The following is a 24,971-nucleotide window of genomic DNA, read 5'->3' on the forward strand; positions in this document are numbered from 1 at the left end:
CGTGACGCTCGCCTGCATCCTGGGCTGCTCGGGTCCGACCCTCACGCCGGACGAACGCGACTTCTTCCGCGACGTCCGCCCCTGGGGCTTCATCCTGTTCCGCCGGAACGTGGAGACGCCTGAACAGGTGCGCGCCCTGGTGGACGCCCTGGTCGAGACCACCGGGCGCACCGACGTCCCGGTCCTGATTGACCAGGAGGGCGGCCGGGTGCAGCGCCTGCGTCCGCCGCACTGGCCGAAGTACCCGCCGGGCCGCGCCTATGGCCAGGTTTCGGCCAACGATCCCCTCGTGCAGCGTGAACTGACCCGGTTGGGCGCGCGTCTGATCGCCCACGACCTGCGCCAGCTCGGCATCAACGTCGACTGCCTGCCGGTGCTGGACGTGCCGGTGCCCGGCGCCCACGACATCATCGGCGACCGCGCCTACGCCGAGGACCCGTACACCGTCTCGGTGCTGGGCCGTGCGGCGGCCGAAGGCTTGATGGCCGGCGGCGTTCTGCCGGTGGTCAAGCACATTCCCGGCCACGGCCGCGCCTTCGCCGACAGCCACGAGGCCCTGCCGACGGTCGACACCGCGCTGGAGGAACTGGACGCGTGGGACTTCCAGCCGTTCAAGGCGCTGTCGGACATGCCCGCCGCCATGACCGCCCACGTGGTCTACACCGCCATCGACAAGAAAAAGCCGGCCACCACCTCGAAGAAGGCCGTGCGCCTGATCCGCGAGGAGCTGGGCTTCGGCGGGCTGCTGATGTCCGACGACCTGTCGATGAACGCCCTGTCGGGCGGTCTCGGCGAGCGGGCCCGCGACGCCCTGAAGGCCGGCTGCGACGTGGTCCTGCACTGCAACGGCGTCATGGCCGAGATGCAGCAGGTGGTTTCGCACACCGGAAAGCTGAAGGGCGACGCCAAGCGCCGGGCTGAGGCGGCCATGGCCCGCATCGTGCGTGCGCCCGAGCCGTTCGACCCGGCCGAAGCCCGCGCCCGCTTCGACGAGGCCTTCGCCGGGATCGACGCCGCCGCCGGTCCCAAGGTCGGCGAGGCGTGAGCGAGGCCTTTCAGCCTCAGCTGGACTTCGAGGCCGTCGACAACGCCGTCGAGGACGGCGAGGCGCTGGTCGTCGACCTGGAGGGCTACGAAGGCCCGCTGCACGTGCTGCTGGCGCTGGCCCGCACCCAGAAGGTGGACCTGCTGAAGCTGTCCATCACCAAGCTGGCCGAGCAGTACCTGAAGTTCGTGCAGGAGGCGCGCCGGCGCCGGTTCTCGCTGGCCGCCGACTACCTGGTGATGGCCTCCTGGCTGGCCTACCTGAAGTCCCGCCTGCTGCTGCCCAAGCCCGAGCGCAAGCAGGGCGAGGAGCCGCCGGCCGAAGAGATGGCCGCCGCGCTCGCCTTCCGGCTGATGAAGCTGGAGGCCATGCGCCGGTCAGTCGACGAGCTGAAGGCCCGGCCGCAGCTGGGTCGTGACGTCTTCACCCGCGGCGACCCCGAGGCCATGGTCGTGATCCCGTCCTCGCGGGTCGAGGCCACCCTCTACGAGCTGATGCAGGCCTACGTCACCCAGCGGGTGCGCGAGAGCCAGCGTACCTACAATCCCGGCCAGCGGGTCGAGGCCTACCAGCTGGACGACGCGCGCAAGCGGCTGCGCGGCCTGCTGCCGCGAATGGAGAGCTGGACCACGCTGAAGAGCGTCGCGCCGGAACCCGAGGCGGACGGTCCGGACGGCCCGACCGGCGCCTCCTACCTGGCTTCCACCTTCGCCGCGACGCTGGAACTGGCCAAGGAGCGGGCGCTGGAGGTCAAGCAGCTCGAGGCCTTCGCCGATCTTTACCTGCGCCGCATCGAGCGCCCGGCCGAACCGCTGGAACTGACGCCGTGAGCGAAGACCTCATCGAAATCGAACGCATGATCGAGGCCCTGCTGTTCGCGGCGGCCGGCCCGTTGTCGGCGCACGACCTGGCGCGGCGCTTGCCGGAGGGCGCGGACGTCGGCCGCGGCCTGGCGGCGCTGAAGGCGCGCTACGCCGGACGCGGCGTGGAGCTGGAGTGCGTGGCCGACCGCTGGCGCTTCCGCACGGCCGCCGACCTGGCCGGCCTGATGACCGAAGAGCGCGAGGATCCGCGCCGGCTGTCCAAGGCGGCGCTCGAGACGCTGGCCATCATCGCCTACCACCAGCCGGTCACCCGCGCCGAGATCGAGCAGATCCGCGGCGTGAGCCTCAGCAAGGGCACGCTCGACGTGCTGCTGGAGATGAACTTCGTGCGCCTGCGCGGCCGCCGGCGCACGCCGGGCCGGCCGGTGACCTACGGCACCACCGACGGCTTCCTGGAGCACTTCGCCCTGGCCAGCCTCGCCGACCTGCCGGGCGCGGCCGAGATGCGGGCCGCCGGCCTGCTCGACGTCGGCGTGCCGGCCGGCTTCGAAGTGCCCGACCCGTCGGGCGCGCGCGACGGCGAGGACCTGCTGGACGCCATCGACGAGGACGCGCCGGAGTTTCAGATGGACTTCGTGGGCGAAGGGGAGGGGTGAGCCTCTTCTCTTCCTCCGCGTCGCAGGGGAAGAGAAAAGTGACTCGCGGCCGCGTCGATAGGTTCCTTGGCTCGACGCCGTCCTTGCGCCTATATGACCGCCGACAGGAATTGCGGCCGCCTGAGTCTTTCGCGGCCATAGGGAGACAAGCCCATGGGCTCCATGAGCATCTGGCACTGGCTCATCGTCGCGCTCGTCGTGATGCTGCTCTTCGGCGGCCGCGGCAAGCTGTCCGGCCTGATGGGCGACGCCGCCAAGGGCATCCGCGCCTTCAAGGAAGGTCTGAAGGGCGAGGATGAAGCGCCGCGCGCCGGCGAACTGCCGCGCACCGACGCCGAAAAAGAAGACCTGAAGCGCTGACCGCCCGCGTCCCCGTTGCGTGAGGCTTAAGCCATGATGCCCTCCGTCGGGGGTTTCGAACTCGTCGTCATCGCGATCGTCGCCCTGCTGGTCGTCGGTCCGAAAGACCTGCCCGTCCTGATGCGCAAGGTCGGCCACGTCATGGGCCGCATGCGCGCCATGGCGGCCGACTTCCGCGCCAGCTTCGACGAGATGGCGCGGCAGTCGGAGCTCGACGAGCTGCGCCGCGAGGTCGAGGCCCTGCGCACCGGCCGGCTCAACGATCCGCTGGGGCGTGACGCCGACGCCCTGGTCCATGAGATCGACGAGGGCCTGCGCATCCAGCCGGACTACCAGCCGCCGGCCCTGCCGGACGCAGGCGAGATCGCCTCGCCGGACGCGGCCGAAGACGTCACGGAAGAGGCGGCGCCCGCCGTCGAAGCCGTCCCGGCGCCCGAGGCCGCTCCGGCCGACGCGCCTGTGAAGAAATCCCGCCGGAAGAAGACCGCGTGACCCAGGCCTACGACGACGAAGCCGACCTCGAGTCGTCGCGCGCGCCGCTGCTCGATCACCTGATCGAGCTGCGCTCGCGGCTGCTGATCTGCGTGGTGGCGGTGGGCCTGGCCTTCGCGCTGTGTTTCGCCTTCGCCAACCAGATCTACCTGTTCCTGCTGCACCCGTTCGAGGTGGCCGGCGGCCTGCTGGCGGCGCAGAAAGCCTCGGGCGGCAAGCATGGGCCGTTCGACCTGCTGCTGGCCCTGATGGGCCTCAAGGACGTCCCCCGGATGGCGGGCGGCGAGCTCAAGCTGGTGTTCACCGCGCCGCTGGAGTTCTTCTTCGCCAAGTTGAAGCTGGCCGGCTTCGGGGCGGTGATCCTGGCCTTCCCGGTGATCGCCTGGCAGCTGTATCGCTTCGTCGCGCCGGGCCTCTACCGGCGCGAGCGCAAGGCCTTCCTGCCGTTCCTGGTCGCCTCGCCGGTGCTTTTCGTGATGGGCGCGGCGCTGGTCTACTTCGTCATGCTGCCCTTCGTGCTGTGGTTCTCGCTGAACCAGCAGATCGTCGGCCCGGGCAACGTGCAGGTCGAGCTGCTGCCGAAGGTCTCGGAGTACCTGACCCTGGTCACCACCCTGGTGCTGGCCTTCGGCCTGTGCTTCCAGCTGCCGGTGGTGCTGTCCCTGCTGGGCATGTCCGGCATCATCGACTCCAAGGCGCTGGCCTCCGGCCGCCGCTACGCCATCGTCGGCATCGTCGTCGTCGCCGCGGTGGTCACGCCGCCCGATCCGATCAGCCAGCTGATGCTGGCCGCGCCGCTGGTGCTGCTCTACGAGGTCTCGATCTGGTGCGTGCGCCTGATCGAAATGCGCCGCCGCCGCCAGGAGCGGCTGGAGCAGGGCTAATTCCTCCCCCTGGCGAAGCGCTGGGGGAGGGGGACCGCCCGTAGGGCGGTGGAGGGGGCTGGGTTCGCGCGACGGCCGCCGTCCCACTCCGCTGGAGCCCCCACGGCGGCTTGCGCCGCCTGCTCCCCCCAGCGCTTACGCTCGGGGGGAGATCTTCGGAGCGCCCTTGGCGAGCGACTCGGCGCGACGTAAACAGGCCGCTTTCCTCCGCTCAAGCCAACCGAGGCGGCCATGCACGACATCCGCGCCCTCCGTGAGACTCCCGACGTTTACGTGCGCGGGTGGTCGTCTCGCGGCATGGCCGACGCGGAAAGCGTGGTCGCCGGCCTGCTGGATCTGGACCGCAAGCTGCGCGCCGCCCAGACCGCCTTCCAGGAAGGCCAGGCCCGCCGCAATGAAGCCTCCAAGCTGATCGGCCAGGCCAAGGCCAGGAAGGACGAGGCCGAGGCCCAGCGCCTGATGGCCGAGGTCGAGCGCCTGAAGGGCGCCATCGCCGCGGCTCAGGACGACGAGCGCGCGCTGGGCGAGGAGCTGCGCGAGAAGCTGGCCGCCCTGCCGAACCTGCCGGCCGAGGACGTGCCCGTGGGCGAGGACGAGACCGGCAACGTCGAGCAGCGCCGCTGGGGTGATGCGGCGATCCTGCCGGCCGGCCGCAGCGGCGCGACCAAGGACCATGCCGACCTGGGCGAAGCGCTGGGCCTGATGGACTTCGAGGCGGCCGCGCGCATGTCGGGCGCCCGCTTCGTGGTGCTGAAGGGCCAGCTGGCGCGCCTGGAACGGGCCATCGGCCAGTTCATGCTGGACCTGCAGACCAACGAGCACGGCTACACCGAAGTGAACCCGCCCGTGCTGGTGCGGGACGAGGCGGTGTTCGGCACCGGCCAGCTGCCGAAGTTCGCCGAGGACCTGTTCCACACCACCGACGGCCGCTGGCTGATCCCCACCGCCGAGGTGTCGCTGACCAACCTGGTGCGCGAGCAGATCACCGCCGAGGAGGAGCTGCCGCTGCGCCTGACGGCGCTGACCAGCTGTTTCCGCGCCGAGGCCGGCTCGGCCGGGCGCGACACCAAGGGCATGATCCGTCAGCACCAGTTCCAGAAGGTGGAGCTGGTCTCGATCACCACGCCGGAATCGTCGAACGAAGAGCACGAGCGCATGACGCAGTGCGCCGAGGCGGTGCTGAAGAAGCTGGAGCTGCCGTTCCGCACCATGCTGCTGTGCTCGGGCGACATGGGCTTCACCGCGCGCAAGACCTACGACCTGGAGGTCTGGCTGCCCTCGCAGGGGACCTATCGCGAGATCTCGTCCTGCTCGAACTGCGGCGACTTCCAGGCCCGGCGCATGGACGCTCGCGGCCGCAAGGCCGGCGAGAAGGGCACGCGCTTCCTGCACACCCTGAACGGCTCGGGCCTGGCCGTCGGCCGCACCCTGGTCGCCGTGCTGGAGAACTACCAGGACGAGGGCGGCCGCATCGCCGTGCCGGCGGCGCTGCAGCCGTACATGGGCGGCCTGACTCACATCGGCTGATCCCATGCGCGTCCTGCTCACCAACGACGACGGCTGGGATGCGGAGGGCTTCCACGTCCTGCAGCGCATCGCCGCCCAGCTCAGCGACGACGTGTGGATCTGCGCGCCGGAGCAGGAGCAGTCGGGCGCCTCGCGCGGCGTGACCCTGGCCAACCCCTTGCGGGTGCGCCGGTTCGGGCCGCAGGCCTGGGCGGTGTCGGGCACGCCGACCGACTGCGTGCTGCTGGCGGTCAACGACCTGATGGAGCAGAGGCCCGACCTGATCCTTTCGGGCGTGAACCGCGGACAGAACCTGGGCGAGGACGTCACCCTGTCCGGGACGGTCGCGGGCGCCCTGCAGGGCATGGCGCTGGGCATCCCGTCGATCGCCCTGTCGCAGGCGATGATGGTCTATCCGGAGCGCCGGGCGGACCTGTTCGCGCCGGCCGAGGCGTTCGGGGCGGGGATCGTCTCGCGCCTGATCGAGGCCGGCTGGGCCTCCAACGTGGTGATGAACGTCAACTTCCCCGACCTGCCGCCCGAGCTGGTCAAGGAGGTCGAGGTCACCACCCAGGGCTTCCGCGACGTGCACCACATGCACGCCGAGCGCCGCACCGACCTGCGCGGGCGCGACTACTACTGGATGGGCTTTCGCGGAAAGCTGTCCAACCCGCAGGAGGGCACCGACCTCAGGGCCGTCTACGAGGGCCGCATCTCGGTCACGCCTCTGCACATCGACATGACCCACATGCCCAGCGTCCACGACCTGAAGGGCGTTCTGGGCGGCGCGCCGCCGAAGGGCCCGCGCGAGGGCGCCGCGGGATGACGCGCACTTCCGGCCTCGCAATCCGTACGCGTCCTGATACGACGGGCGCCGAGCACCTCTGAATCGCACCCGCATGTCCGACCGCCCCGAAGACCGCGACGAAGCCAGTCCCCGCGCCCGCATGGGCCGGCTGATCATGGCGCTTCGCGCTCAGGGCGTGACCTCGCCCAAGGTTCTGAACGCCGTCGAGGCGACCCCGCGCGAGATCTTCGTGCCGGAGCTGTTCCAGGAGCGCTCCTGGGAGGATTCGGCCCTGCCGATCGACTGCGGCCAGACCATCAGCCAGCCGTTCATCGTCGGCCTGATGACCCAGGCCCTGAACGTCGAGCCGCGCCACCGCGTGCTCGAGATCGGCACCGGATCGGGCTACCAGACGGCGATCCTCTGCAAGCTGGCCCGCTACGTCTACACCATCGAGCGCTACCGCACCCTGCTGACCGAAGCGGAAGGCCGCCTGCGGCAGCTGGGGGTCGAGAACGCCGTCACCCGCTTCGGCGACGGCTCGCTGGGTTGGCCCGAGCAGGCGCCGTTCGACCGCATCATGGTCACCGCCGCCGCCCCGACCGAACCGAAACGCCTGCTCTCGCAGTTGAAGCCTAACGGCGTGCTGGTCGCGCCGGTCGGCCGTGGGCCGGTGCAGAGCCTGGTGCGCTACGTGGGCGACGGCGAGGGCGCCTTCCTGCGCGAGACGCTGGGCGAGGTGCGGTTCGTGCCGCTGGTCGAAGGCGTCGCGCGCGAACTTTGAACCGAGGCTGAACGCCGCGTTAACCCCGTTAAGCGGCGTTGGCGCTAAGGTGGAGCTTCGGGGATGTTTTCTCGAACCTCTTTGACGACTCGACGGCCGGCTGGCCGATCGACGCTTTCCGATGGTTGGATCGGCATGACGACGACGCTTTCACGGCTGCTTCTGCTGGGCGCTTCCGCGGCGGCGCTTTCCGCCTGCACCACCGTGGACCTCGCGTCCCTGCCGCAGCCCAAGTATGCGACCCGGATCGAGGACGTCGTGCCGGGCGGGCAGCCTGCGCCGCCGCCCACGCCCGTCTACGCGGCGCCGTCCGAGCCTGCGCCGGCCCCGCCGTCGGCCGAACCGGTCCCGCCGACCGTGCGCGCCGCGCCGGCGCCTTCGGGCCGGGTGACCAGCGAGGCCCTGCCGCCGCCCGCCCCGTCGGCCCAGGCGTCGAGCTATCCGGCCGACCACACGCCGCCACCGCCGCCGCCGCCCGTCAAGGGCGCGACCAAGCCGGCCACGACCGTGTCGGCCCCCAGGCCGGCGACGGCCACGACCGGCGGCCTGCGCTACACCGTCCAGCCGGGCGACACCCTGTCGGGCGTCGGCCGGCGCTTCGCCGTGCCGGTGCGCGCCCTGATCGACCTGAACGGCCTGCCGGCCGAAGGCGGGATACGCTCGGGCCAGAAGCTGAAGCTGCCGCCGGAGGCCACGGACCGCGGCACGGACCCCTACGCCTCGGGTCCGGTCACCGGCGAACCCGTCCGCCAGGTGGCCGAGGCCACGGCGCCGAAGCCGGTCACGCCCGCGCCCACCCGGCGCGAGCCGACCCCGGTCCGCACCGATCCCGCGCCGGTCGCTGTCCAGCCGGCCGAGACACGGCCGGTCCCGCCGACCGGCAAGGGCGTAAAGCCCTCGACCCCGCGCGCCGAAGTCTCGACGCCGGTCGCCCAGGCGCCGGTTCCGCCGTCCGGCCCGGCCGCCCCGATCATCGCCAGCGGCCCGCCGATCGACCCCGACGCTGTGATCGCTTCCGCACGCGGCCGCTTCGCCTGGCCCCTGAAGGGCGAGATCCTGTCGCGCTATGGCTCGATGGGGCAGGGGCTGCGCAACGATGGCATCAACATCGGCGCCTCGTCGGGCGCCCCGGTGAAGGCCGCCGACGCCGGCGAGGTGGTCTATGCCGGCGACTCCGTGCCGGGCTTCGGCAACCTGGTGTTGATCAAGCACGCCGACGGCTGGGTCACGGCTTATGGCCACCTGGCCAAGATCGACGTGAAGATGCGCCAGCAGGTCGCCCGCGGCGCGGTCATCGGCCAGGTCGGCCAGACCGGCGGGGTGGACCGGCCGCAACTGCACTTCGAGATGCGTTACGCCACCAGCCCCGCTGAAAAGGCGCGCCCGATGGACCCGCTGCCGCTGCTGCAATAGTCGCGGTGGTGTCGGCGCTCGTTGCAAACGCGGCCTTCGCATCATAGCTTCCGCGCCTGCTTTCGCCGGGACGCCTGCGCCCGGCGCCTTCTCATGGAGTGCCCATGGCTCCCGCTGATGCCGGCCCGATGGCTTTCGTCGTCCAGTTCGCGCCGCTGCTGCTGATCTTCGTCCTGTTCTACTTCCTGCTGATCCGCCCACAGCAGAAGAAGGCGAAGGAGCACCAGGCGCTGGTCGAAGCGGTTAAGCGCGGCGACACCGTGGTGCTGTCCAACGGCATGATCGGCAAGGTGACCCGCGTCGAGGACGCCGAGGCCATGGTCGAGATCGCCCAGGGCGTGAACGTCCGCGTGGTCAAGTCGATGATCGCCGACGTCCGCAACCGGACCGAGCCGGCGCCGGCCAACGACGCCAAGGCGTCGTCGCGCTAAGGCGCGGCTTCGGGGGATTTCACGCCAATGATTCAGGTTTCACGGTGGAAGGTGACGGTCGTCGCGCTGGCGACCGTCTTCGGCATTCTGTTCGCCCTTCCCAACGTCTTGCCGGCCGACGTGCGCGCGCGCATGCCGGGCTGGCTGCCGTCCAAGACCCTCAACCTCGGCCTCGACCTTCAGGGCGGCTCCTACCTGCTGCTCTCGGTCGACACCGAGGCGCTCAAGCGCGAGCGGGTGACCAACCTGATGGAAGACGTGCGCCAGGTGTTGGGCACGGATCAGATCGCGTTCAGCGGTCTGCAGAAGCTGCCGGACGGCGTGCGCGTGCGGATCAACGATCCCGCTCAGGTGAAGCAGGCCAAGAAGACGCTCGGCAACCTGGCGGTGATCAATCCCCGCACCGGCAAGCCTGAACTGGCGGTCGGCGACGCCGGCGACCAGAACGTGACCCTGCGGTTCACGCCGGAGGCGCTGTCGACCATCGGGGCCTCGGCGGTCGACCAGTCGATCGAGATCGTGCGCAAGCGCGTCGACGCCATGGGCACGCGCGAGCCGACCATCCTGCGTCAGGGCGCCGAGCGCATCGTGGTCCAGGCGCCGGGCGAAAGCGATCCCGAGGCGCTCAAGCGCGTCATCGGCCAGACCGCCAAGCTGACCTTCCAGATGCTCGACGAAACCGTGCCGGTGGCGGAAGCCCAGGCTGGCCACGTCCCCCCGGGCAGCGAGCTGCTGCCGCAGCCGAGCCGCCCCGACGAGCCCTACGTGCTGGTCAAGCGCCGCGTGCTGGTCTCGGGCGAGAACCTGACCCAGGCCAACGTCGGCCAGGACCAGAACCGCCGTCCGTCGATCGACTTCCGCTTCGACGGCGTCGGCGGGCGCAAGTTCGGGCAGGTCACCGCCGACAACATCGGTCGCCGTTTCGCCATCGTGCTGGACGGCAAGGTCATCTCCGCCCCGACCATCCAGTCGGCGATCACCGGCGGGTCCGGCCAGATCACCGGCAACTTCACCATCCAGGAAGCCTCCGAGCTGGTGAACCTGCTGCGCGGCGGCGCCCTGCCGGCGCCGCTGAAGGTCGAGGAACAGCGCACCATCGGCGCCGAGCTCGGCAAGGACGCCGTCGACAAGGGCAAGATCTCGGCCGTGCTCGGCTTCGCCCTGATCGTGGTGTTCATGATCCTGGCCTACGGCTTCCTGTTCGGCGGCATCGCCATCATCGCCCTGCTGCTCAACATCATCCTGCTGTTCGCGGCCATGACGGTGGGCCAGGCGACCCTGACCCTGCCCGGCATCGCCGGCATGATCCTGACGCTGGCCGTCGCGGTCGACGCGAACGTGCTGATCTACGAGCGTATCCGTGACGAGGAACGGGCCGGCCACAGCCCCCGGGCGGCCATCGACATCGGCTTCCAGCGCGCGCTGGTGTCCATCATCGACGCCAACGTGACCTCGCTCATCTCCGCCCTGATCATGTTCCAGTTCGGGGCCGGCCCGGTGCAAGGCTTCGCCTGGACCCTGCTGATCGGGGTGTTCACCTCCGTGTTCAGCGCCGTGCTGGTCAGCCAGCTGTTGCTCGGTCTCTGGCTGAACGCCAAGCGGCCGAAGACGCTTCCGATCTGAGGACCCGACCATGCGTTGGCCACTTATCCGCAACCTGCCGCACGTCACGAACTTCAAGTTCACGCGGCTCGCGCCCTACGCCGCCATCGTCTCCGGACTGCTGGTGCTCGCGTCCTTAGCCTGCCTGTTCACCATGGGCCTGAACCTCGGCACCGACTTCAAAGGGGGCACCCTGATCGAAGTCACCACGCCTGGGCCGGCGCCGCTGGGCGAACTGCGCACCACGCTGGGCCGCATCGGGGCCGAAGACGCCCAGGTGCAGGGCTTCGGCGCGCCCAACTCCGCCCTGCTGCGCTTCCGCACGCCTGAAACCGGCGGCGAGGCGGCGGCCGCCGTCATCCAGCAGAAGCTGACCGCCGAGTTCCCCGGCATCCAGATCAAGCGGGTCGAGGTGGTCGGTCCGAAGGTGTCGGGCGAGCTGCTCCGCTCGGGCTTCATGGCGCTGGGCGTCGCCCTGCTGCTGATGCTCACCTACATCTGGTTCCGCTTCCAGCTGCAGTTCGGCCTGGGCGCGGTGCTCGCGGTGCTGCACGACGTGGTGCTGACGGTCGGCTTGCTGGCGGTGCTGCAGATCGAGTTCTCCATGACCTCGATCGCGGCCCTGCTGACGGTCATCGGCTACTCGATGAACGAAAAGGTCATCACCTTCGACCGACTCCGCGAGAACCTGCGGAAGTTCAAGAAGACACCGCTGCGCGAGATCATCGACCTGTCGGAAAACGAGCGACTGTCGCGCACCCTGATCACCGGCTCGACGGCGCTGCTGGCGCTGGCCGGCATGCTGTTCCTCGGCGGCCCGGCCCTGTTCCCGCTGGTGTTCACGATGATCTTCGGCATCATCATCGGCACCTACTCGTCGATCTACGTCGCCCTGCCGGTCATCCTGGTGTGGGGCGTCAAGCGAGGTGACGAGGACGCCAAGCCGATCGATCTGTCGGTCGGCACCAGAAGCCAGTCGAAAAGGCCCTAATTCCCGTCGGGTGGAGCCCCGCGACAAAACGCCCTATACGGAATCCAGGGGGATCGATTCCCTGGATTCCGATAGGGTTGACGATGGGCGCTCTGCTCCAGAACTTCCGCAACACCATGGTGGTCAGCGTCTTCCTGGCGCTGATCATGATCTTCGGCTTCGGGATGCACGGTCCCGACCAGTTCGGACCGATTTTCTGGCAGGCCGTGACGCGCTGGGCGCACGTCTTCTTCGGCGTCCTCTGGATCGGCCTTCTCTACTATTTCAACTTCGTCCAGATCCGGAAAATGCCGGACATCCCCGCCGAGCTGAAGCCGGCGGTGTCGAAGTACATCGCCCCTGAAGCGCTGTTCTGGTTCCGCTGGGCGGCCCTGTTCACCGTCCTGGCCGGCCTGCTGCTGGCCTTCCAGCGCGGCTACATCGTCGAGGTCCTGTCGCTGGGCATGGCCGGCCCGCAGGCCGGCGCGGCCCAGTACACCCTGCTGGGCGCCGGGATCTGGCTGGCCATCGTGATGTTCCTGAACGTCTGGGTGTTCATCTGGCCGAACCAGAAGATCGCGCTGGGCCTGGTCGAGGCCGACGCCGACAAGAAGGCCAAGGCCGCCCGCACCGCCATGCTGTTCTCGCGCACCAACCTCTTGCTGTCGCTGCCGATGCTGACTTCGATGGCGATGTACCAGACCCTGTTCAACTAAGAGCAGGAACCGTTTAGAGCGAAGGCCCGCCGGCTCCCGGCGGGCCTTTTTCGTTTGTGCGATGACCGAAGCTCACGAAGACCTCGACGCCCGCATCGAGCGGGTCGACCCGGACCGCTGGCTGGCGACCCGCTTCATCGACGATCCGGACAAGCGGGCCGACGTGGTCGCCCTCTATGCGCTGAACGACGAGCTGGCCCGCATCCCGTCCGCGGTCACCCAGCCCATGCTGGGCGAGATCCGCTTCGCCTGGTGGCGCGAGGCGATCGAGGACGTCTTCGAGGGCCGCATGCCGCGGGCCCATCCGGTGACCCTGGCCCTGTCGACCGCCGTCAAGCGCCGCGGCCTGCCGCGGCCGCTGTTGGAGGCGCTGGTCGACGCCCGCGAGCGCGACCTCGATCCCGCGCCCTTCGCCGACGCTGACGAAGCCCTGGACTATGTCGACCGCACCGCCGGCGCCTTGGCGGCCCTGGCGGCCAAGGTGCTGGACGTCAGCGCCGATCCGCACGCGGTGCGCTCGGCCGCCCGCGCCTGGGGCCTGGCCGGCCTGCACCGGTCGGCGGCCTCCGGCGGGCCGGCGCGCCTGCCGGCCGAGCTGACCGCGAACCTGCGCGGCGAGGTGGCGCGGGCCGTCAAGGCCGCGCGCGGCGAGACCAAGGCGCTGTCGGTGCCGGCCTTCCCGGCGGTGGCCTACGTGGCGCTCGCCGCGCCCTACGCGCGCGGGCGCACGCCCTCGGACCTGATGCGGCGCCTGCGGGTCACTGCGGCGGTGGCGACCGGGCGGCTCTAACCCCGCGCCAAGGCGTGAGGCGCGGGATCCAGCGCGGCACGCCGGCGACGTAGGCCGGGTAGTCGTCAGGGAAGCGGCGGCGCAGGTCCGGCTCCTCGTAGAGCAGCACGAACAGGTGCGAGACCAGCCAGACCAGGACCGCATAGGCCAGCAGGGCCGTGTTTGCGAACAGCAGGCCCTGACCGAAGATCAGGGCGGTGACCGCGACATAGATCGGGTTGCGCACATGGCGGTAGACGCCCCCCACCACCAGCCGCGAGGGCGGCGCCACCGGGGCCGGCGTGCCGAACCCCTGCAGCACGAAGCGGGCGTAGCAGTCGAGCAGCAGGGCGAGGCCCGCGACGGCCAGCGTCGCGCCGACCCAGCGGCCGAGCTCCAGCCCCAGCAGCGGCGCCCCTAGCCGCCAGCCGGAGATCCACCAGGGGATCAGGCCCGCGACGGTCGCGGGCGCGAGCAGGAAAAGCAGGGTTCCGAGGGCGGCCGCCTTGCGGGTCATGGCCGCCCTCCGGTCATTCGGCCGCGAGCGCCGTTTCGCCCAGCCAGCCGTCGAGGTCGGCGATGGCGCGCGCGCTCATCGCCCGCTTCTTGGCCCGGCCGCGTTCCTGCGGCGGCAGCTTGCGACCCTCGGCGTCGCGGCGCGGGGCCTCCATCGGCGGCAGCAGGCCGTAGTTGATGTTCATCGGCTGGAACGCGCCGCCGCCCTCCAGCCATCCGCCGGTGATGTGGGCGATCAGCGCGCCCAGCGCCGTGGTGGCCGGCGGGGCGGCCAGCGGGCGGCCCAGGCGCTCCGCCGCGGCGAAGCGGCCGGCCAGCAGGCCGACCGCGGCGCTCTCGACATAGCCCTCGACCCCGGTGACCTGGCCCGCGAAGCGCAGGCGCGGCATGGCCTTCATTCGCAGCGAGCTGTCCAGCAGGCGCGGCGAGTTGATGAAGGTGTTGCGGTGCAGGCCGCCCAGGCGGGCGAACTGAGCGTTCTCCAGCCCCGGAATGGTGCGGAACACCTCGGTCTGGGCGCCGTGCTTCATCTTGGTCTGGAAGCCGACGATGTTGAACAGCGTGCCCAGCGCGTTGTCCTGGCGCAGCTGGACGACGGCCCAGGGCTTCTGGTCCGGCTGGTGCGGGTTGGTCAGGCCCACCGGCTTCATCGGCCCGTGGCGCGGCGTTTCGCGCCCGCGCTCGGCCATCACCTCGATCGGCAGGCAGGCGTCGAAGTAGGGGACGTTCTCCCAGTCCTTGGACTCGGCCTTCGGCGCGTCCAGCAGGGCCTGCACGAAGGCGTCGTACTGCTCCTTGGTCATCGGGCAGTTGATGTAGGCCGCCTTGTCGCCGCCGGGACCTTCCTTGTCGTAGCGCGACTGCCGCCAGGCCACCGACATGTCGATGCTTTCGGCGTGCACGATCGGCGCGATGGCGTCGAAGAAGGCCAGCTGGCCCTCGCCGGTCAGCTCCAGCACCGCCTGTGACAGGGCGGGCGAGGTGAGGGGGCCGGTGGCGACGACCACGCTGTCCCAGTCCTCCGGCGGCAGGCCGGCGACCTCTTCACGGACGATGGTGACCAGCGGGTGGGCTTCCAGCTTCGCCGTCACGGCGGCGGAGAAGCCGTCGCGGTCGACCGCAAGCGCGCCGCCGGCCGGCACCTGGTTGGCGTCGCCGCAGCTCATGATGATCGACGAGCAGCGCCGCATCTCGGCGTGCAGCAGGCCGACCGCGTTGTGCTCCCAGTCGTCCGAGCGGAACGAGTTGGAGCAGACCAGCTCGGCCAGCCCCTCGGTCTGGTGGGCCGGGGTGCCGCGCACCGGGCGCATTTCGTGCAGCACGACGGGCACGCCGGCCTGGGCGATTTGCCAGGTCGCTTCGGAGCCGGCCAGGCCGCCGCCGATCACATGAACGGGTTTCACAGTCATGCGCCCCACATAGCGCATTTTCCGCCGAAGTGGCCGCCGGTTCGGCGGAGAAAATGCGCGCACTCAAAGTCTTCCGAGCCTCATCCGATGCAGTGGATCGGATGAGGCCTGGCGGCCGTGACGTAGGAGGAAAGCGTCCCGGGATGGCGGGGCGTCACAGAACCCTGATATGGTTACGCCGTCGTTTGGGGGGATGACCATGTCTTCGAGTTCTGCCGCGGGCGCGGGCGCGCGCCTGTCCGTCGTCAACGCCGCCTTCGCCGGCTTCCGGCTGATCGCGCGACGGCCGCTGGCCGTGCTGGTCTGGGGCGCGCTGTACTTCGCGCCGCTGTTCCTGCTGCTCTGCGCCGTCCTGGCGCTGGCGGGGGCGGACGTCGGCGTGGACGCCGACAGCCTGTTCGCCGGAAGCTCCGATCCCGGCCTGCTGTTCCTGCTCGCCATGCTGGCCGTCGGCGTGCTGACCGTCATGGTCCGCGGCGTGGTCCAGGCCGCCACCATGCGCGCGGTGCTCAAGCCCGACAGCAAGTCCCTCGGCTACCTCGGCTGGGGCCGGGCCGAGCTGGACCAGACCATGCTCTATTTGGTGCGCGGTCAGATGTCCTGGTGGCCGGCCGAAGCGGTGGCCGTCGCCTTCGGCGCGCCGCTCGTCGCCGTGGGCGGCGTGCTGGCGTCCATGGCCATGCTGCCCGAGCCCTGGAGCTTCGTCGGCGCGGGCGTGTTCGTGATCGGCGCGGTCGTGGCCCTGGCCTATCTCAGCGTGCGCATGTCGATCATGCGCCCGCTGGTGTTCGAGCGCGGCCTGCATGGCATGCGCTCGGTCTGGCCGCTGACCCGCGGCATGGCCTGGGAGCTGCTGGCCATGAACATCGTCGCCTACGTCATGGCCCTGCTGACCTATGTCGTGCCGGCCCTGCTGGCCCTGGTTCTGATCGTCGGCGTGCTGCCGCAGGCCCTGCTGGCGGGCCTGCCGGTCCACGTCGCCACCGGCCAGTTCCACGTGTCGGGCGTGATCGCCGCCGTGGCGGCCGCCGCCCTGATCTCCTTGTGCAACGCGGTTCACCACGCGGTCGCCTACGCGCCGGCGGCAGTCGCCTATCAGGCGTTGAGCGCTCGCCACGGCGACGCGGCGGGCTAAGGTCGTTCCCTTAGTTTATAAACCGTAAAGCTTGGCGTATCGTCCCGTCAGCCGCCGGGAGGCGGACGGGACCAGGGGCGCGGCCGAAGCCGCGGGGTCGAGGGTGGCATGAGTGGTGGTCGTAGATTGCCCGTCTGGGCGTGTCTGGGCGAAGCGGTCCGGTTCCTGCCCCGGGCCTGGAGCGGCGCGTGGGCGGCCCTGATCCTGATCGGCCTGGCGGTCGGCGCGCCGGTGGTGCTGGCCGAGAGCGGCTGGCTGCGGGCGAACGCGTGGGCGTCCGCGCCGATCGTGCTCGCCGCGGTCGCGGCCGCCCTGGTCGCCGACGGCGCGCTTTATCGCCTGGGGGTGTTCGGCGCGGACGCCCGCCGCGAGGGTCTGGGCGTGGCCGGCCTGCAGTTCGGCCGGCCGGAGCTGCGCCTGCTGGCGGCGCGGCTCCTGATCGATCTGTTCCTGCTGATGATCGGCATCGCCTCGGTGGTGGTGCTGGCCGTCGCCCTGACCGCCGGCGGGCTGGGCGAGGTGGACTTCGCGACGGTGCGCTCGCTCGCCGACCTGCGCGAGCTGGCCGGGCCGGTGGAGCTCGTCGTGACCGGCGCCCTCGTCGCCGGGATCGCGGCGGTGTTCCTGCTGCTGAGCGTCCGCTTCTCGCTTTACGGCGCCGCCACCCTGGGGCGCCGCCGGATCGTCGCCCTCAACGCCCTCGGCGTCGCCGAGGGCGCCTTCTGGCCGCTGCTGCTCGGCATCGTGCTGGTCTCCCTGCCGGCGACGGCCCTGTTCGTCTGGCAGCACTGCGTCTCCGGCCTCACCGGGCGCAACCTACTGATTTTCCACGGGCTGCAGGCCCTGGCGTACGCGTTCGTCCAGAAACCGCTCACCGCCGGGTTCCTCAGCGCCGCCTATCGACGCCTGGAGTACCTGCCGGCCGGGCCCGACGGGAAATGACTTCATGGCGACCTTTTCGATAAGCGACGCCCTAGAGGCGGGCTTCAACGTGATCCGCCGGCGGCCGGTCTCGCTGCTGGCCTGGGGGCTGGTCTATTTCGTGCTGGCGGTGCTGCCGAGCGCGGCCCTGTTCTCCCTGGTCGGCGGCGACATCTTCGAGGTCTTTCGCACGGCGGGGGCCGGGGGACGTCCGGAGCCGGACCTTGAGTCCCTGGTGCGCGTGAACAGCACCCTGACCCTGTATCAGCCGATCGCCTTCCTGGCCGCGATCGCCGGGCGCGCCATCCTGACTTCGGCCGTATTCCGAGCGGTCCTCGAGCCTCAGAACCGCGGCTTCTTCTACCTGCGCCTGGGCAAGGACGAGCTGTGGCAGGCCCTGGTGTTCCTCTGCCTCTACGTCCTGCTGTTCATAGCCGCCTTCGCCATGGCGATGGGCGGTGCGGCCGCCGGCGCGGTGGTCTGGCTGCTGGGCGGCCTGGCCGCGGCGCCCTGGGCGGGGGTGATCCGCGCCGTCGGCCTGACGGCGGTGGTCCTGACCTCGGTGGGCGCGCTGATCTGGGTCGGCCTGCGCCTGTCGCTGGCCCCGCCGATGACCTTCGCGGACCGGACCTTCCGCCTGTTCGAGTCCTGGACCCTGACCCGCGGCCAGGGCGGACGCCTGTTCGGTCTGGCGGTGCTGATCCTGGTGGTCGTTCTCGTCATCGAAATGGTGGTGGGCGCGCTGGGCTGGGCCGCCGTGCTCGGCTTCGGCGTCGACGGCGGGTTCGATCCGCACCGCTTCCAGGCCTTCTTCCAGCAGCCGATGGAAGCGTGGATATCCGAACTGCTGCCCGCGATCCTGGCGTTCTCGTTCCTGCTGTCGCTGGTGACGGCGGCGCTCTACGCCATCGTCACGGCCCCGTGGGCGGTGGCCTACCGCCAGCTCGGCGCCCCTCAGACCGAGGGGGCCTGAGATGAGCTTTTCGATCTCGCACACGGGGCTGGAAGGCTTTCGCCTGATCGGGCGCCGGCCGGTGTCGGTGGCGCTCTGGGCCCTGGTGATGCTGGTGTTCTGCGCGGCGATCGTCGCGCTGTTCCTCGCCGTCGCCTGGCCGACCCTGGCCGCACTAGACGGGCTGAAGGACGAGACCCTGGGGCACGCCGAAGCGCTGCGGCTGTTCGGTCCGCTGGCCCTGGCCGTCGCCGCCGTCCTGCCGGTCGCCCTGCTGATGAAGGGCGTGCTGCTGGCCGCGCTGTTCCGGGCCGTGCTCAAGCCTGAAAAGGTCGGGTTCGGCTATCTGCGGCTGGGCGGGGACGAGCTGCGGCAGGTCGCGGTCGCCCTGCTGCAATCCCTGATCGCCATCGTCCTCGTTTTCGGTCCGGTCTTCGCGATCGTGCACCTGAACCTGGCCTTCCCGTTCACGGCCGGCCAATGGGCCCTGGGCGTGCTGGCCTGCGTCGCGGCCTTCCTGCTGTACATATGGGTCGGCGTGCGCCTGTCGCTGGCCGGACCGATGACGCTCGCGGCCGGTCGGGTGCGGTTCTGGAAGTCGTGGACGCTCACGCGAGGCCGGTTCTGGCCGCTGCTGGCCATGTTCCTGCTCGCCAACATCCTGGCCATGGTGATCTATTTCGTGGGCGACATGGTCGCCGAGGCCGCCCTGGCCTCCTCCGGCGTCCCATTCCACTTCAGCTACGACACCGACCACCTGCCGCCCTTGGCCGAGCTCGCGCTCACGTCGAAGGCCTGCATCGGCCTGGGCGTCTATTTCCTGTTGCAGATGGTGCTCGCGGCGTTGCAGTTCGTCGTCGCCTACGCGCCGCAGGCGGGGGCTTACCGCGACCTGACGTCGGCGCGGGAAGCGTAAGGCGCGCGGCCGAACGTCCGGCCTGCTCGCTTGTTGTTTCCGGGCCCGTGCGGCCCGCAGTTCGCTCTGGAGACCAGACATGGCGTTTTCCGCCACCGACGCGGCGTTCGAGGGCTTTCGCCTGACCCGCGAGAAGCCGTTGGCGGTGGTGGGCTGGGCGGTCTTCTACGTCGTGGCGACCGCCCTGGCCGGCGCCCTGATGGTGATGGCGGCGGGCCCGGGCGCGCTTGAGACGCTCGGGCCGAAGGCGCAGCCGGCCACGCTGGCGGAGGCGGTGAAGGCGCTCGAGGCGCTCGTCCCGTTCGCCGCCGTCGGCGGGTTGGCCTGGCTGTTGATCGGCAGCGTGGCCAAGGCGGCGGTGTACCGGGCCGTGCTGCGGCCGCAGGACGGCCGCTTCGCCTATCTCCGGCTCGGCGCCGACGAACTTCGGCTGATGCTGGTCACCCTGGTCCTGGTCCTGGTCGGGGCCGTCCTGCTCGCCGGCCTGGTGGCGGCCGCCGGCGTCGCGGACGGCGTGGCCGGTCCGGCCGCGGCCGGCGTGGTGGGCGTGATCGGCTTCCTGGTGATCGTCGCGCTCGGCGTCGTCTGGAGCGTGCGGCTGTCGCTCGCCGCGGCCATGACCTTCGCCCAGAAGCGGGTGAGGATCTTCCAGTCGTGGACCCTGACCCGGGGCTGGTTCTGGCCGCTGCTGGGCATGTACGTGCTGGTCGCGGCGCTCTACGTGGTCGTGCTGCTGCTGGGCTCGACCATCATCATCGCCCTGGTGATGATCCTGGGCGGCGGCTTCCACGCGCTGGAGGCGGTCAGCAACCCGGATCTGGGCGATCTCGGGCCGGGCCTGTGGGCGGCCTTCGCCGTCTACCTGCTCGGCAACATCGTGCTCGCGGCGCTGCAACTGGCGATCGCCTACGCGCCTCAGGCGTTCGCCTATCGAGAACTGGCGGGCGAGGGGGCCTGATCGCGCGGAATCGCGTTATCGGCAAGCGCGAGCCTGCGGAGGAAGTCGTGGCCCAGAATAAGTTCGGCGTGTTGGATGCGGTCGGGCACGCGGTGTTGTTCGCCAAGGCGAACTGGAGGTCCGCGTTCGGCGCGCTCACCCTCGTCGCCGTCACCACCGGAGCGACCATGGCGGCCCCGTATCTGGGCGCGCCGCAATTGACCCTGCCGGCGGTGGTGGCTTCCGCGCTCGCCGGGTGCGTGGCCTACGGCGCGCTCTATCGCCGGGCCTTCGCCCACGAGCATCCGGGAGACTCGGGTTTCCGCACCGGGCCGGGCGGCCTGCAGTGGGGCAAGCCGGAGTGGCGGCTGCTGGGCGCCGGGGCGTATCTGCTGGCCGTGATGGCCGCCCTGATGCTGGCGACGTTCGCGGTCATGGTGGCGATCGTCTTCGCCGGCGGCGGCGGTCCCGTCCTGCAAAGCCTCAGCCCGAGCGCTTCGCCGGAAGCGGTGTCTGAAGCGCTGATGAAGGTGCTTCCCGCGCAGTCCTCGGCTCTGCTGAGCCTGGTCGTGCTGGTCTTCCTCGTCCTGGTTTTCTGGCTGGGAATCCGCCTGTCGCTTTACCAGGCCGCCGTCGTCGCCGAAGAGCGGGTCGTGCTGTTCCGGAGCTGGACGCTGACCAAGGGGCGGTTCTGGCTCGTGTTCGCGTCCACCGTCCTGGTCAGCCTGCCGAGCTTGACCGCCTCAGCCGTCACGACCGCGGTCGAGCGCGCGCTGGGTATGCCGGGCGCTAACGGCGCGCCGGTCCTGCCGCTGGGCGCGGTGCTGGCCGTCTCCGTCTTGACCGCCGTGGTGGCGGGGTACGTGCAGCTGCCGCTCGCGACCGGGCTGTACGCCGAGCTCTACCGCCGACTGCGGTCGGACGCGGCGCAGCGGGGCTAGGCCCGCTTGCGCCGTTCCTTGCGCCGGTCCTCGTGCCGGCGGAGCACCTCGGAGAGATAGCGGCCGGTCCAGCTCTGCGGATCGGCCGCGACCTTTTCGGGGGAGCCTTGGGCCACGATCAGGCCGCCGCCGTCGCCACCCTCCGGACCGAAGTCCAGGATCCAGTCGGCAGTCTTCACGACGTCGAGGTTGTGCTCGATGACGACCACGGTGTTGCCCTGGTCGACCAGCTCGTGCAGCACCTCCAGCAGCTTTCGGGTGTCCTCGAAGTGCAGGCCGGTGGTCGGCTCGTCGAGGATGTACAGCGTCCGCCCGGTGGCCCGGCGCGACAGCTCCTTCGACAGCTTCACCCGCTGCGCCTCGCCGCCTGACAACGTTGTCGCCTGCTGGCCGACGTGGACGTAGCCCAGGCCGACGCGCTTCAGCGTCTCCATCTTGTCGCGGACGCTCGGCACCGCCTTGAAGAAGTCGGCGGCCTCCTCGACGGTCATGTCCAGCACGTCGGCGATCGACTTGCCCTTGAACACGATCTCCAGGGTCTCGCGGTTGTAACGCTTGCCCTTGCAGACGTCGCAGGTGACGTAGACGTCCGGCAGGAAGTGCATCTCGATCTTGATGACGCCGTCGCCCTGGCAGGCCTCGCAGCGGCCGCCCTTCACGTTGAAGCTGAACCGGCCCGGGCCGTAGCCGCGCGCCTTGGCCTCGGGCAGGGCGGCGTACCAGTCGCGGATCGGCTGGAAGGCGCCGGTGTAGGTCGCCGGGTTCGAGCGCGGCGTGCGCCCGATCGGCGACTGGTCGATGTCGACCACCTTGTCGAAGTGCTCCAGCCCCTCGATGCGGTCATAGGGGGCGGGTGCGTCGGTGGCGTTGTTCAGGCGCCGGGCGGCGGCCTTGTAGAGGGTCTCGATGGTGAAGGTCGACTTGCCGCCGCCGGACACGCCGGTGATGCAGGTGAAGGTGCCGACCGGGATCTCGCCGGTGACGCTCTTCAGGTTGTTGCCCGTGGCGCCGATCACCTTCAGCCGCTTCTTGCCCAGCGGCCGGCGGTCCTCCGGCACCTCGATCTCGCGCGCGCCGGTCAGGTACTGGCCGGTCAGCGACTTCGGGTTGGCCATCACGTCGTCGGGCGTGCCTTCGGCGACGATCTCGCCGCCGTGGACGCCGGCGGCCGGGCCCATGTCGATGACGTAGTCGGCGGTCAGGATCGCCTCCTCGTCGTGCTCGACGACGAGGACCGAATTGCCGAGGTCGCGCAGGCCCTTCAGCGAATTGAGCAGGCGCGTGTTGTCGCGCTGGTGCAGGCCGATCGACGGCTCGTCCAGCACGTAGAGCACGCCGGTCAGGCCGGAGCCGATCTGGCTGGCCAAGCGGATGCGCTGGCTCTCGCCGCCGGACAGGGTGCCCGACGAGCGCGCCAGGTTCAGATAGTTCAGGCCGACGTCGTTCAGGAACCGCAGGCGGTCCTTGATCTCTTTCAGGATCCGCCGCGCGATCTCGGCGTCCTTGGGCGACAGGGTCGGTTCAAGCGCCTCGAACCAGGCGTGGGCGTGCTGGATCGACAGGTTGGAGACCTTGCCGATGTGCTCGCCCCCGACGCGCACGGCCAGGGCTTCCGGCTTCAGGCGATAACCGTCGCACGCCTCGCACGGCGTCTCGGACTGGTAGCGGCCGAGTTCCTCACGCACCCAGGCGCTGTCGGTCTCGCGCCAGCGGCGCTCCATGTTGTTGACGACGCCTTCGAAGGCCTTGGAGACGTCGTACTTCCGCGCGCCGTCGTCGTAGGAGAACTTCACCTTCTCCTCGCCGGTGCCGAACAGCACCACCTTGCGCGCCTTCTCCGGCAGGTCGCGCCAGGGCTTGTCCATGGAGAAGTCGTAGTGCCGCGCCAGGGCCTGCAGGGTCTGGGTGTAGAAGGGCGAGGGCGAACGGGCCCAGGGCGCGATCGCGCCCTTGTGCAGGGTCTTGTCCTTGTCGGGCACGACCAGCTCGGCGTCGAAGGCCAGCTTCACGCCCAGGCCGTCGCACACCGGACAGGCGCCGAACGGGTTGTTGAACGAAAACAGCCTGGGCTCGATCTCGCTGATGGTGAAGCCGGAGACCGGGCAGGCGAACTTCTGCGAGAACAGGATGCGCTTGGGCTCCTTCTCGCCGTCCTCGACGCTCGCCCATTCGGCCGTGGCGATGCCGTCGGCCAGGTTCAGGGCGGTCTCCAGGCTGTCGGCCAGCCGCTGCTCCAGGCCGGGCTTGGTGACGATGCGGTCCACCACGACGTCGATGTCGTGCTTGAACTTCTTGTCGAGCGCCGGGGCGTCCTCGATGGCGTAGAACTCGCCGTCGATCTTCAGGCGCTGGAAGCCCTGGCGCTGCCAGTCGGCGATCTCCTTGCGGTACTCGCCCTTGCGGCCGCGCACGACGGGGGCCAGCAGGTAGAGGCGCTCGCCCTCGGGCAGGGCGGTGATCTTGTCGACCATCTGGCTGATGGTCTGGCTCTCGATCGGCAGGCCGGTGGCGGGCGAGTAGGGGACCCCGACCCGCGCCCACAGCAGGCGCATGTAGTCGTGGATCTCGGTCACCGTGCCGACGGTGGAGCGCGGGTTCTTCGACGTGGTCTTCTGCTCGATCGAAATGGCCGGCGACAGGCCCTCGATCAGATCCACGTCCGGCTTGCCCATCAGCTCCAGGAACTGGCGCGCGTAGGCCGACAGGCTCTCGACGTAGCGGCGCTGGCCCTCGGCGTAGATGGTGTCGAAGGCGAGCGAGCTTTTGCCCGAGCCCGACAGGCCGGTCATGACGACGAGCTTCCCGCGCGGGATGTCGACGTCGACGCCCTTGAGATTGTGCTCACGCGCGCCGCGCACACGAATGAAATTCTGATCGGACATGGGGCTCTTCGAAATACGCGCCGTACGGCTGGCCGAACGACGTAACGCCCGGGATGTAGTGCCGAGACTCGCGTTTTGCACAAGAACATTTTGCGAACGCGTGCGGCTTGGCGTCGCGCCGTTCGGAGAATCACGTTCAATAAGATCGTTAACGCGCGTTAATGCGCGGCTCCTCAGTGCATTCCGTTCAACCCAGTCGCCTTCTTCAGGGGGGGAGAATGCGTACTCTGGCCGTGCTGTCCCGCAAGGGCGGAACCGGAAAGACCACCGTCGCCGTCCAGATCGCCGTGGCGGCGTCCAAGGCGAAGCGCCGCGTCGTCGTCGCCGACCTCGACCCGCAGCGCTCGGCGCTGGACTGGCGTCGCGAGCGCATCGGCGACGGTCCGCGCGTGATCGAGGCCAAGGCCGGCGGCCTGTTCACGCTCAAACAGGCGGAGCAGCGGGCCGGCACCGACCTGCTGGTGCTCGACACCCGTTCCTCACACGATCAGGAGTCGGCCGAAGCCGCGCGCGAAGCGGACTTCTGCGTGATCGTCACCCGCCCGTGCTTCTTCGACGTGCGCTCGATCCAGCGCACGGCCGAGCTGGTCAACAACCTGCGCAAGCCCGCCTTCATCGTGCTGAACCAGGCCCCCTCGCGCCGCAATGGCGAGGAGCCGAGGCTGATCCGCGAGACGGTGGAGATGCTGGACTCCTACGGCCTGCCGGTCGCCCCGGTCGGCCTGCGCTACCGCGCCGCCTACCAGACCGCGGTGCGCGCCGGCCTCGCCGCCCAGGAGATGGACCCCGACAGCCTGGCCGCCTTCGAGATCAACGCCCTGTGGCGTCACCTCAAGCGCGAGATCTGGCCGGTGCAGCCCAAGACCGCGCAGCCGGTCGTCGAGCGGATGCTGGGCGCCGCCTGAGGCTCAAAGGTCCGGTTCGGCCGGCGGCGTCGACGCGTCGAACACAGCCGACAGCAGGCACGCCCGGTCGTGACCCGGGCGTGCGGCCCGGCCGGATGGGCGCCGAGCGCGTCCTGGACGTGCACCATCTCGCGATAGGTCGGGCGTGCGCCGCGGCCTCTGGTCGGCCGAAGCTCGATCCGGGCTTGCGCCGGGGCCGTTCGCCCCTAAGTTACGCC

General features: G+C 70.2%; 25 protein-coding genes. 22 read left to right on the plus strand and 3 right to left on the minus strand.

Annotated features, from left to right (window positions below):
- Position 1: 1 nt before the first annotated feature.
- The 15 genes from nagZ to H8B08_RS08420 all read left to right on the plus strand — a co-directional run bounded on the left by nagZ (position 2) and on the right by H8B08_RS08420 (position 13,260).
- Positions 2 to 1,045, plus strand: a complete 1,044-nt coding sequence (gene nagZ, locus H8B08_RS08350) for a beta-N-acetylhexosaminidase (protein ID WP_187449743.1) — start codon at positions 2 to 4, stop codon at positions 1,043 to 1,045.
- Positions 1,042 to 1,875, plus strand: coding sequence for a ScpA family protein (locus H8B08_RS08355; RefSeq protein WP_187449744.1), 834 nt, complete (start codon positions 1,042 to 1,044; stop codon positions 1,873 to 1,875). Before nagZ ends, H8B08_RS08355 begins: the two co-directional genes overlap by 4 nt.
- Positions 1,876 to 1,901: 26 nt before the next feature.
- Positions 1,902 to 2,525, plus strand: coding sequence for an SMC-Scp complex subunit ScpB (scpB, locus tag H8B08_RS08360; protein ID WP_187449834.1), 624 nt, complete (start codon positions 1,902 to 1,904; stop codon positions 2,523 to 2,525).
- A 153-nt stretch (positions 2,526 to 2,678) separates the two neighbouring features.
- Entirely contained in the window at positions 2,679 to 2,885 is a 207-nt protein-coding gene (locus H8B08_RS08365; protein WP_163263055.1) for a twin-arginine translocase TatA/TatE family subunit, read from the plus strand.
- Between the two features lie 33 nt (positions 2,886 to 2,918).
- Positions 2,919 to 3,377 (plus strand): Sec-independent protein translocase protein TatB, encoded by a 459-nt coding sequence (tatB, locus tag H8B08_RS08370; RefSeq protein WP_187449745.1) that lies wholly within the window; start codon positions 2,919 to 2,921, stop codon positions 3,375 to 3,377.
- A complete protein-coding gene (gene tatC, locus H8B08_RS08375) occupies positions 3,374 to 4,261 on the plus strand; it encodes a twin-arginine translocase subunit TatC (RefSeq protein WP_187449746.1) in 888 nt (295 codons plus the stop codon). The genes tatB and tatC overlap by 4 nt, the downstream gene beginning before the upstream one ends.
- Before the next feature lie 231 nt (positions 4,262 to 4,492).
- Complete coding sequence (gene serS / locus H8B08_RS08380; RefSeq protein WP_187449747.1) at positions 4,493 to 5,788, plus strand: serine--tRNA ligase; 1,296 nt, start codon at positions 4,493 to 4,495, stop codon at positions 5,786 to 5,788.
- A 4-nt stretch (positions 5,789 to 5,792) separates the two neighbouring features.
- Positions 5,793 to 6,593: a 5'/3'-nucleotidase SurE gene (gene surE, locus H8B08_RS08385; protein ID WP_187449748.1), complete on the plus strand. Its 801-nt coding sequence runs from the start codon at positions 5,793 to 5,795 to the stop codon at positions 6,591 to 6,593.
- Positions 6,594 to 6,666: 73 nt separating this feature from the next.
- On the plus strand, positions 6,667 to 7,338 hold the full coding sequence (locus H8B08_RS08390; RefSeq protein ID WP_163263060.1) for a protein-L-isoaspartate(D-aspartate) O-methyltransferase: 672 nt from the start codon (positions 6,667 to 6,669) through the stop codon (positions 7,336 to 7,338).
- 135 nt (positions 7,339 to 7,473) lie between these two features.
- On the plus strand, positions 7,474 to 8,751 hold the full coding sequence (locus H8B08_RS08395) for a M23 family metallopeptidase (RefSeq protein ID WP_187449749.1): 1,278 nt from the start codon (positions 7,474 to 7,476) through the stop codon (positions 8,749 to 8,751).
- Positions 8,752 to 8,855: 104 nt separating this feature from the next.
- On the plus strand, positions 8,856 to 9,182 hold the full coding sequence (gene yajC, locus H8B08_RS08400) for a preprotein translocase subunit YajC (protein WP_240454816.1): 327 nt from the start codon (positions 8,856 to 8,858) through the stop codon (positions 9,180 to 9,182).
- A 27-nt stretch (positions 9,183 to 9,209) separates the two neighbouring features.
- Complete coding sequence (gene secD, locus H8B08_RS08405) at positions 9,210 to 10,805, plus strand: protein translocase subunit SecD (protein ID WP_187449750.1); 1,596 nt, start codon at positions 9,210 to 9,212, stop codon at positions 10,803 to 10,805.
- Positions 10,806 to 10,815: 10 nt separating this feature from the next.
- Entirely contained in the window at positions 10,816 to 11,775 is a 960-nt protein-coding gene (secF, locus tag H8B08_RS08410; protein ID WP_187449751.1) for a protein translocase subunit SecF, read from the plus strand.
- 83 nt (positions 11,776 to 11,858) lie between these two features.
- A complete protein-coding gene (locus tag H8B08_RS08415; RefSeq protein ID WP_187449752.1) occupies positions 11,859 to 12,470 on the plus strand; it encodes a hypothetical protein in 612 nt (203 codons plus the stop codon).
- 61 nt (positions 12,471 to 12,531) lie between these two features.
- On the plus strand, positions 12,532 to 13,260 hold the full coding sequence (locus H8B08_RS08420) for a squalene/phytoene synthase family protein (RefSeq protein ID WP_187449753.1): 729 nt from the start codon (positions 12,532 to 12,534) through the stop codon (positions 13,258 to 13,260).
- Here the strand turns inward: H8B08_RS08420 and H8B08_RS08425 are convergent.
- Positions 13,229 to 13,756: an isoprenylcysteine carboxylmethyltransferase family protein gene (locus tag H8B08_RS08425; protein WP_187449754.1), complete on the minus strand. Its 528-nt coding sequence runs from the start codon at positions 13,754 to 13,756 to the stop codon at positions 13,229 to 13,231. The genes H8B08_RS08420 and H8B08_RS08425 overlap by 32 nt on opposite strands.
- Positions 13,757 to 13,769: 13 nt before the next feature.
- Positions 13,770 to 15,164 carry a methylenetetrahydrofolate--tRNA-(uracil(54)-C(5))-methyltransferase (FADH(2)-oxidizing) TrmFO gene (gene trmFO, locus H8B08_RS08430; RefSeq protein WP_187449755.1) on the minus strand — a complete coding sequence of 465 codons (1,395 nt, stop codon included), beginning with the start codon at positions 15,162 to 15,164 and terminating at the stop codon, positions 13,770 to 13,772.
- 199 nt (positions 15,165 to 15,363) lie between these two features.
- On the opposite strand from trmFO, the gene H8B08_RS08435 reads away from it, so the two are divergent.
- From H8B08_RS08435 to H8B08_RS08460, 6 genes are all read left to right on the plus strand, one after another.
- Positions 15,364 to 16,299 carry a hypothetical protein gene (locus H8B08_RS08435; protein ID WP_187449756.1) on the plus strand — a complete coding sequence of 312 codons (936 nt, stop codon included), beginning with the start codon at positions 15,364 to 15,366 and terminating at the stop codon, positions 16,297 to 16,299.
- Between the two features lie 126 nt (positions 16,300 to 16,425).
- The gene (locus H8B08_RS08440; protein ID WP_187449757.1) at positions 16,426 to 17,241 is read left to right on the plus strand and encodes a hypothetical protein; all 816 of its coding nucleotides are present in this window, start codon (positions 16,426 to 16,428) and stop codon (positions 17,239 to 17,241) included.
- A gap of 4 nt (positions 17,242 to 17,245) precedes the next feature.
- Entirely contained in the window at positions 17,246 to 18,193 is a 948-nt protein-coding gene (locus H8B08_RS08445; protein WP_187449758.1) for a hypothetical protein, read from the plus strand.
- Position 18,194: 1 nt separating this feature from the next.
- Positions 18,195 to 19,088 carry a hypothetical protein gene (locus tag H8B08_RS08450; protein WP_187449759.1) on the plus strand — a complete coding sequence of 298 codons (894 nt, stop codon included), beginning with the start codon at positions 18,195 to 18,197 and terminating at the stop codon, positions 19,086 to 19,088.
- A gap of 79 nt (positions 19,089 to 19,167) precedes the next feature.
- Positions 19,168 to 20,046, plus strand: coding sequence for a hypothetical protein (locus H8B08_RS08455; RefSeq protein WP_187449760.1), 879 nt, complete (start codon positions 19,168 to 19,170; stop codon positions 20,044 to 20,046).
- A gap of 47 nt (positions 20,047 to 20,093) precedes the next feature.
- A complete protein-coding gene (locus H8B08_RS08460) occupies positions 20,094 to 20,966 on the plus strand; it encodes a hypothetical protein (protein ID WP_187449761.1) in 873 nt (290 codons plus the stop codon).
- Here the strand turns inward: H8B08_RS08460 and uvrA are convergent.
- Positions 20,963 to 23,848, minus strand: coding sequence for an excinuclease ABC subunit UvrA (uvrA, locus tag H8B08_RS08465; protein ID WP_187449762.1), 2,886 nt, complete (start codon positions 23,846 to 23,848; stop codon positions 20,963 to 20,965). The two genes, H8B08_RS08460 and uvrA, sit on opposite strands and share 4 nt — an antisense overlap.
- Positions 23,849 to 24,066: 218 nt before the next feature.
- On the opposite strand from uvrA, the gene H8B08_RS08470 reads away from it, so the two are divergent.
- On the plus strand, positions 24,067 to 24,753 hold the full coding sequence (locus tag H8B08_RS08470) for an AAA family ATPase (RefSeq protein WP_187449763.1): 687 nt from the start codon (positions 24,067 to 24,069) through the stop codon (positions 24,751 to 24,753).
- Positions 24,754 to 24,971: the final 218 nt, after the last annotated feature.

Source organism: Caulobacter sp. 17J80-11, assembly GCF_014349105.1.
Taxonomy (GTDB): domain Bacteria; phylum Pseudomonadota; class Alphaproteobacteria; order Caulobacterales; family Caulobacteraceae; genus 17J80-11.

Coding starts and splice junctions, on each gene's coding strand:
- scpB (WP_187449834.1), top strand. CDS start 1,902: ATGATCGAGGCCCTGCTGTTCGCGGCGGCCGGCCCGTTGTCGGCGCAC.
- H8B08_RS08365 (WP_163263055.1), top strand. CDS start 2,679: ATGGGCTCCATGAGCATCTGGCACTGGCTCATCGTCGCGCTCGTCGTG.
- tatB (WP_187449745.1), top strand. CDS start 2,919: ATGATGCCCTCCGTCGGGGGTTTCGAACTCGTCGTCATCGCGATCGTC.
- serS (WP_187449747.1), top strand. CDS start 4,493: ATGCACGACATCCGCGCCCTCCGTGAGACTCCCGACGTTTACGTGCGC.
- surE (WP_187449748.1), top strand. CDS start 5,793: ATGCGCGTCCTGCTCACCAACGACGACGGCTGGGATGCGGAGGGCTTC.
- H8B08_RS08390 (WP_163263060.1), top strand. CDS start 6,667: ATGTCCGACCGCCCCGAAGACCGCGACGAAGCCAGTCCCCGCGCCCGC.
- H8B08_RS08395 (WP_187449749.1), top strand. CDS start 7,474: ATGACGACGACGCTTTCACGGCTGCTTCTGCTGGGCGCTTCCGCGGCG.
- yajC (WP_240454816.1), top strand. CDS start 8,856: ATGGCTCCCGCTGATGCCGGCCCGATGGCTTTCGTCGTCCAGTTCGCG.
- secD (WP_187449750.1), top strand. CDS start 9,210: ATGATTCAGGTTTCACGGTGGAAGGTGACGGTCGTCGCGCTGGCGACC.
- secF (WP_187449751.1), top strand. CDS start 10,816: ATGCGTTGGCCACTTATCCGCAACCTGCCGCACGTCACGAACTTCAAG.
- H8B08_RS08415 (WP_187449752.1), top strand. CDS start 11,859: ATGGGCGCTCTGCTCCAGAACTTCCGCAACACCATGGTGGTCAGCGTC.
- H8B08_RS08420 (WP_187449753.1), top strand. CDS start 12,532: ATGACCGAAGCTCACGAAGACCTCGACGCCCGCATCGAGCGGGTCGAC.
- H8B08_RS08425 (WP_187449754.1), bottom strand. CDS start 13,756: ATGACCCGCAAGGCGGCCGCCCTCGGAACCCTGCTTTTCCTGCTCGCG.
- trmFO (WP_187449755.1), bottom strand. CDS start 15,164: ATGACTGTGAAACCCGTTCATGTGATCGGCGGCGGCCTGGCCGGCTCC.
- H8B08_RS08435 (WP_187449756.1), top strand. CDS start 15,364: ATGTCTTCGAGTTCTGCCGCGGGCGCGGGCGCGCGCCTGTCCGTCGTC.
- H8B08_RS08445 (WP_187449758.1), top strand. CDS start 17,246: ATGGCGACCTTTTCGATAAGCGACGCCCTAGAGGCGGGCTTCAACGTG.
- H8B08_RS08450 (WP_187449759.1), top strand. CDS start 18,195: ATGAGCTTTTCGATCTCGCACACGGGGCTGGAAGGCTTTCGCCTGATC.
- H8B08_RS08455 (WP_187449760.1), top strand. CDS start 19,168: ATGGCGTTTTCCGCCACCGACGCGGCGTTCGAGGGCTTTCGCCTGACC.
- uvrA (WP_187449762.1), bottom strand. CDS start 23,848: ATGTCCGATCAGAATTTCATTCGTGTGCGCGGCGCGCGTGAGCACAAT.
- H8B08_RS08470 (WP_187449763.1), top strand. CDS start 24,067: ATGCGTACTCTGGCCGTGCTGTCCCGCAAGGGCGGAACCGGAAAGACC.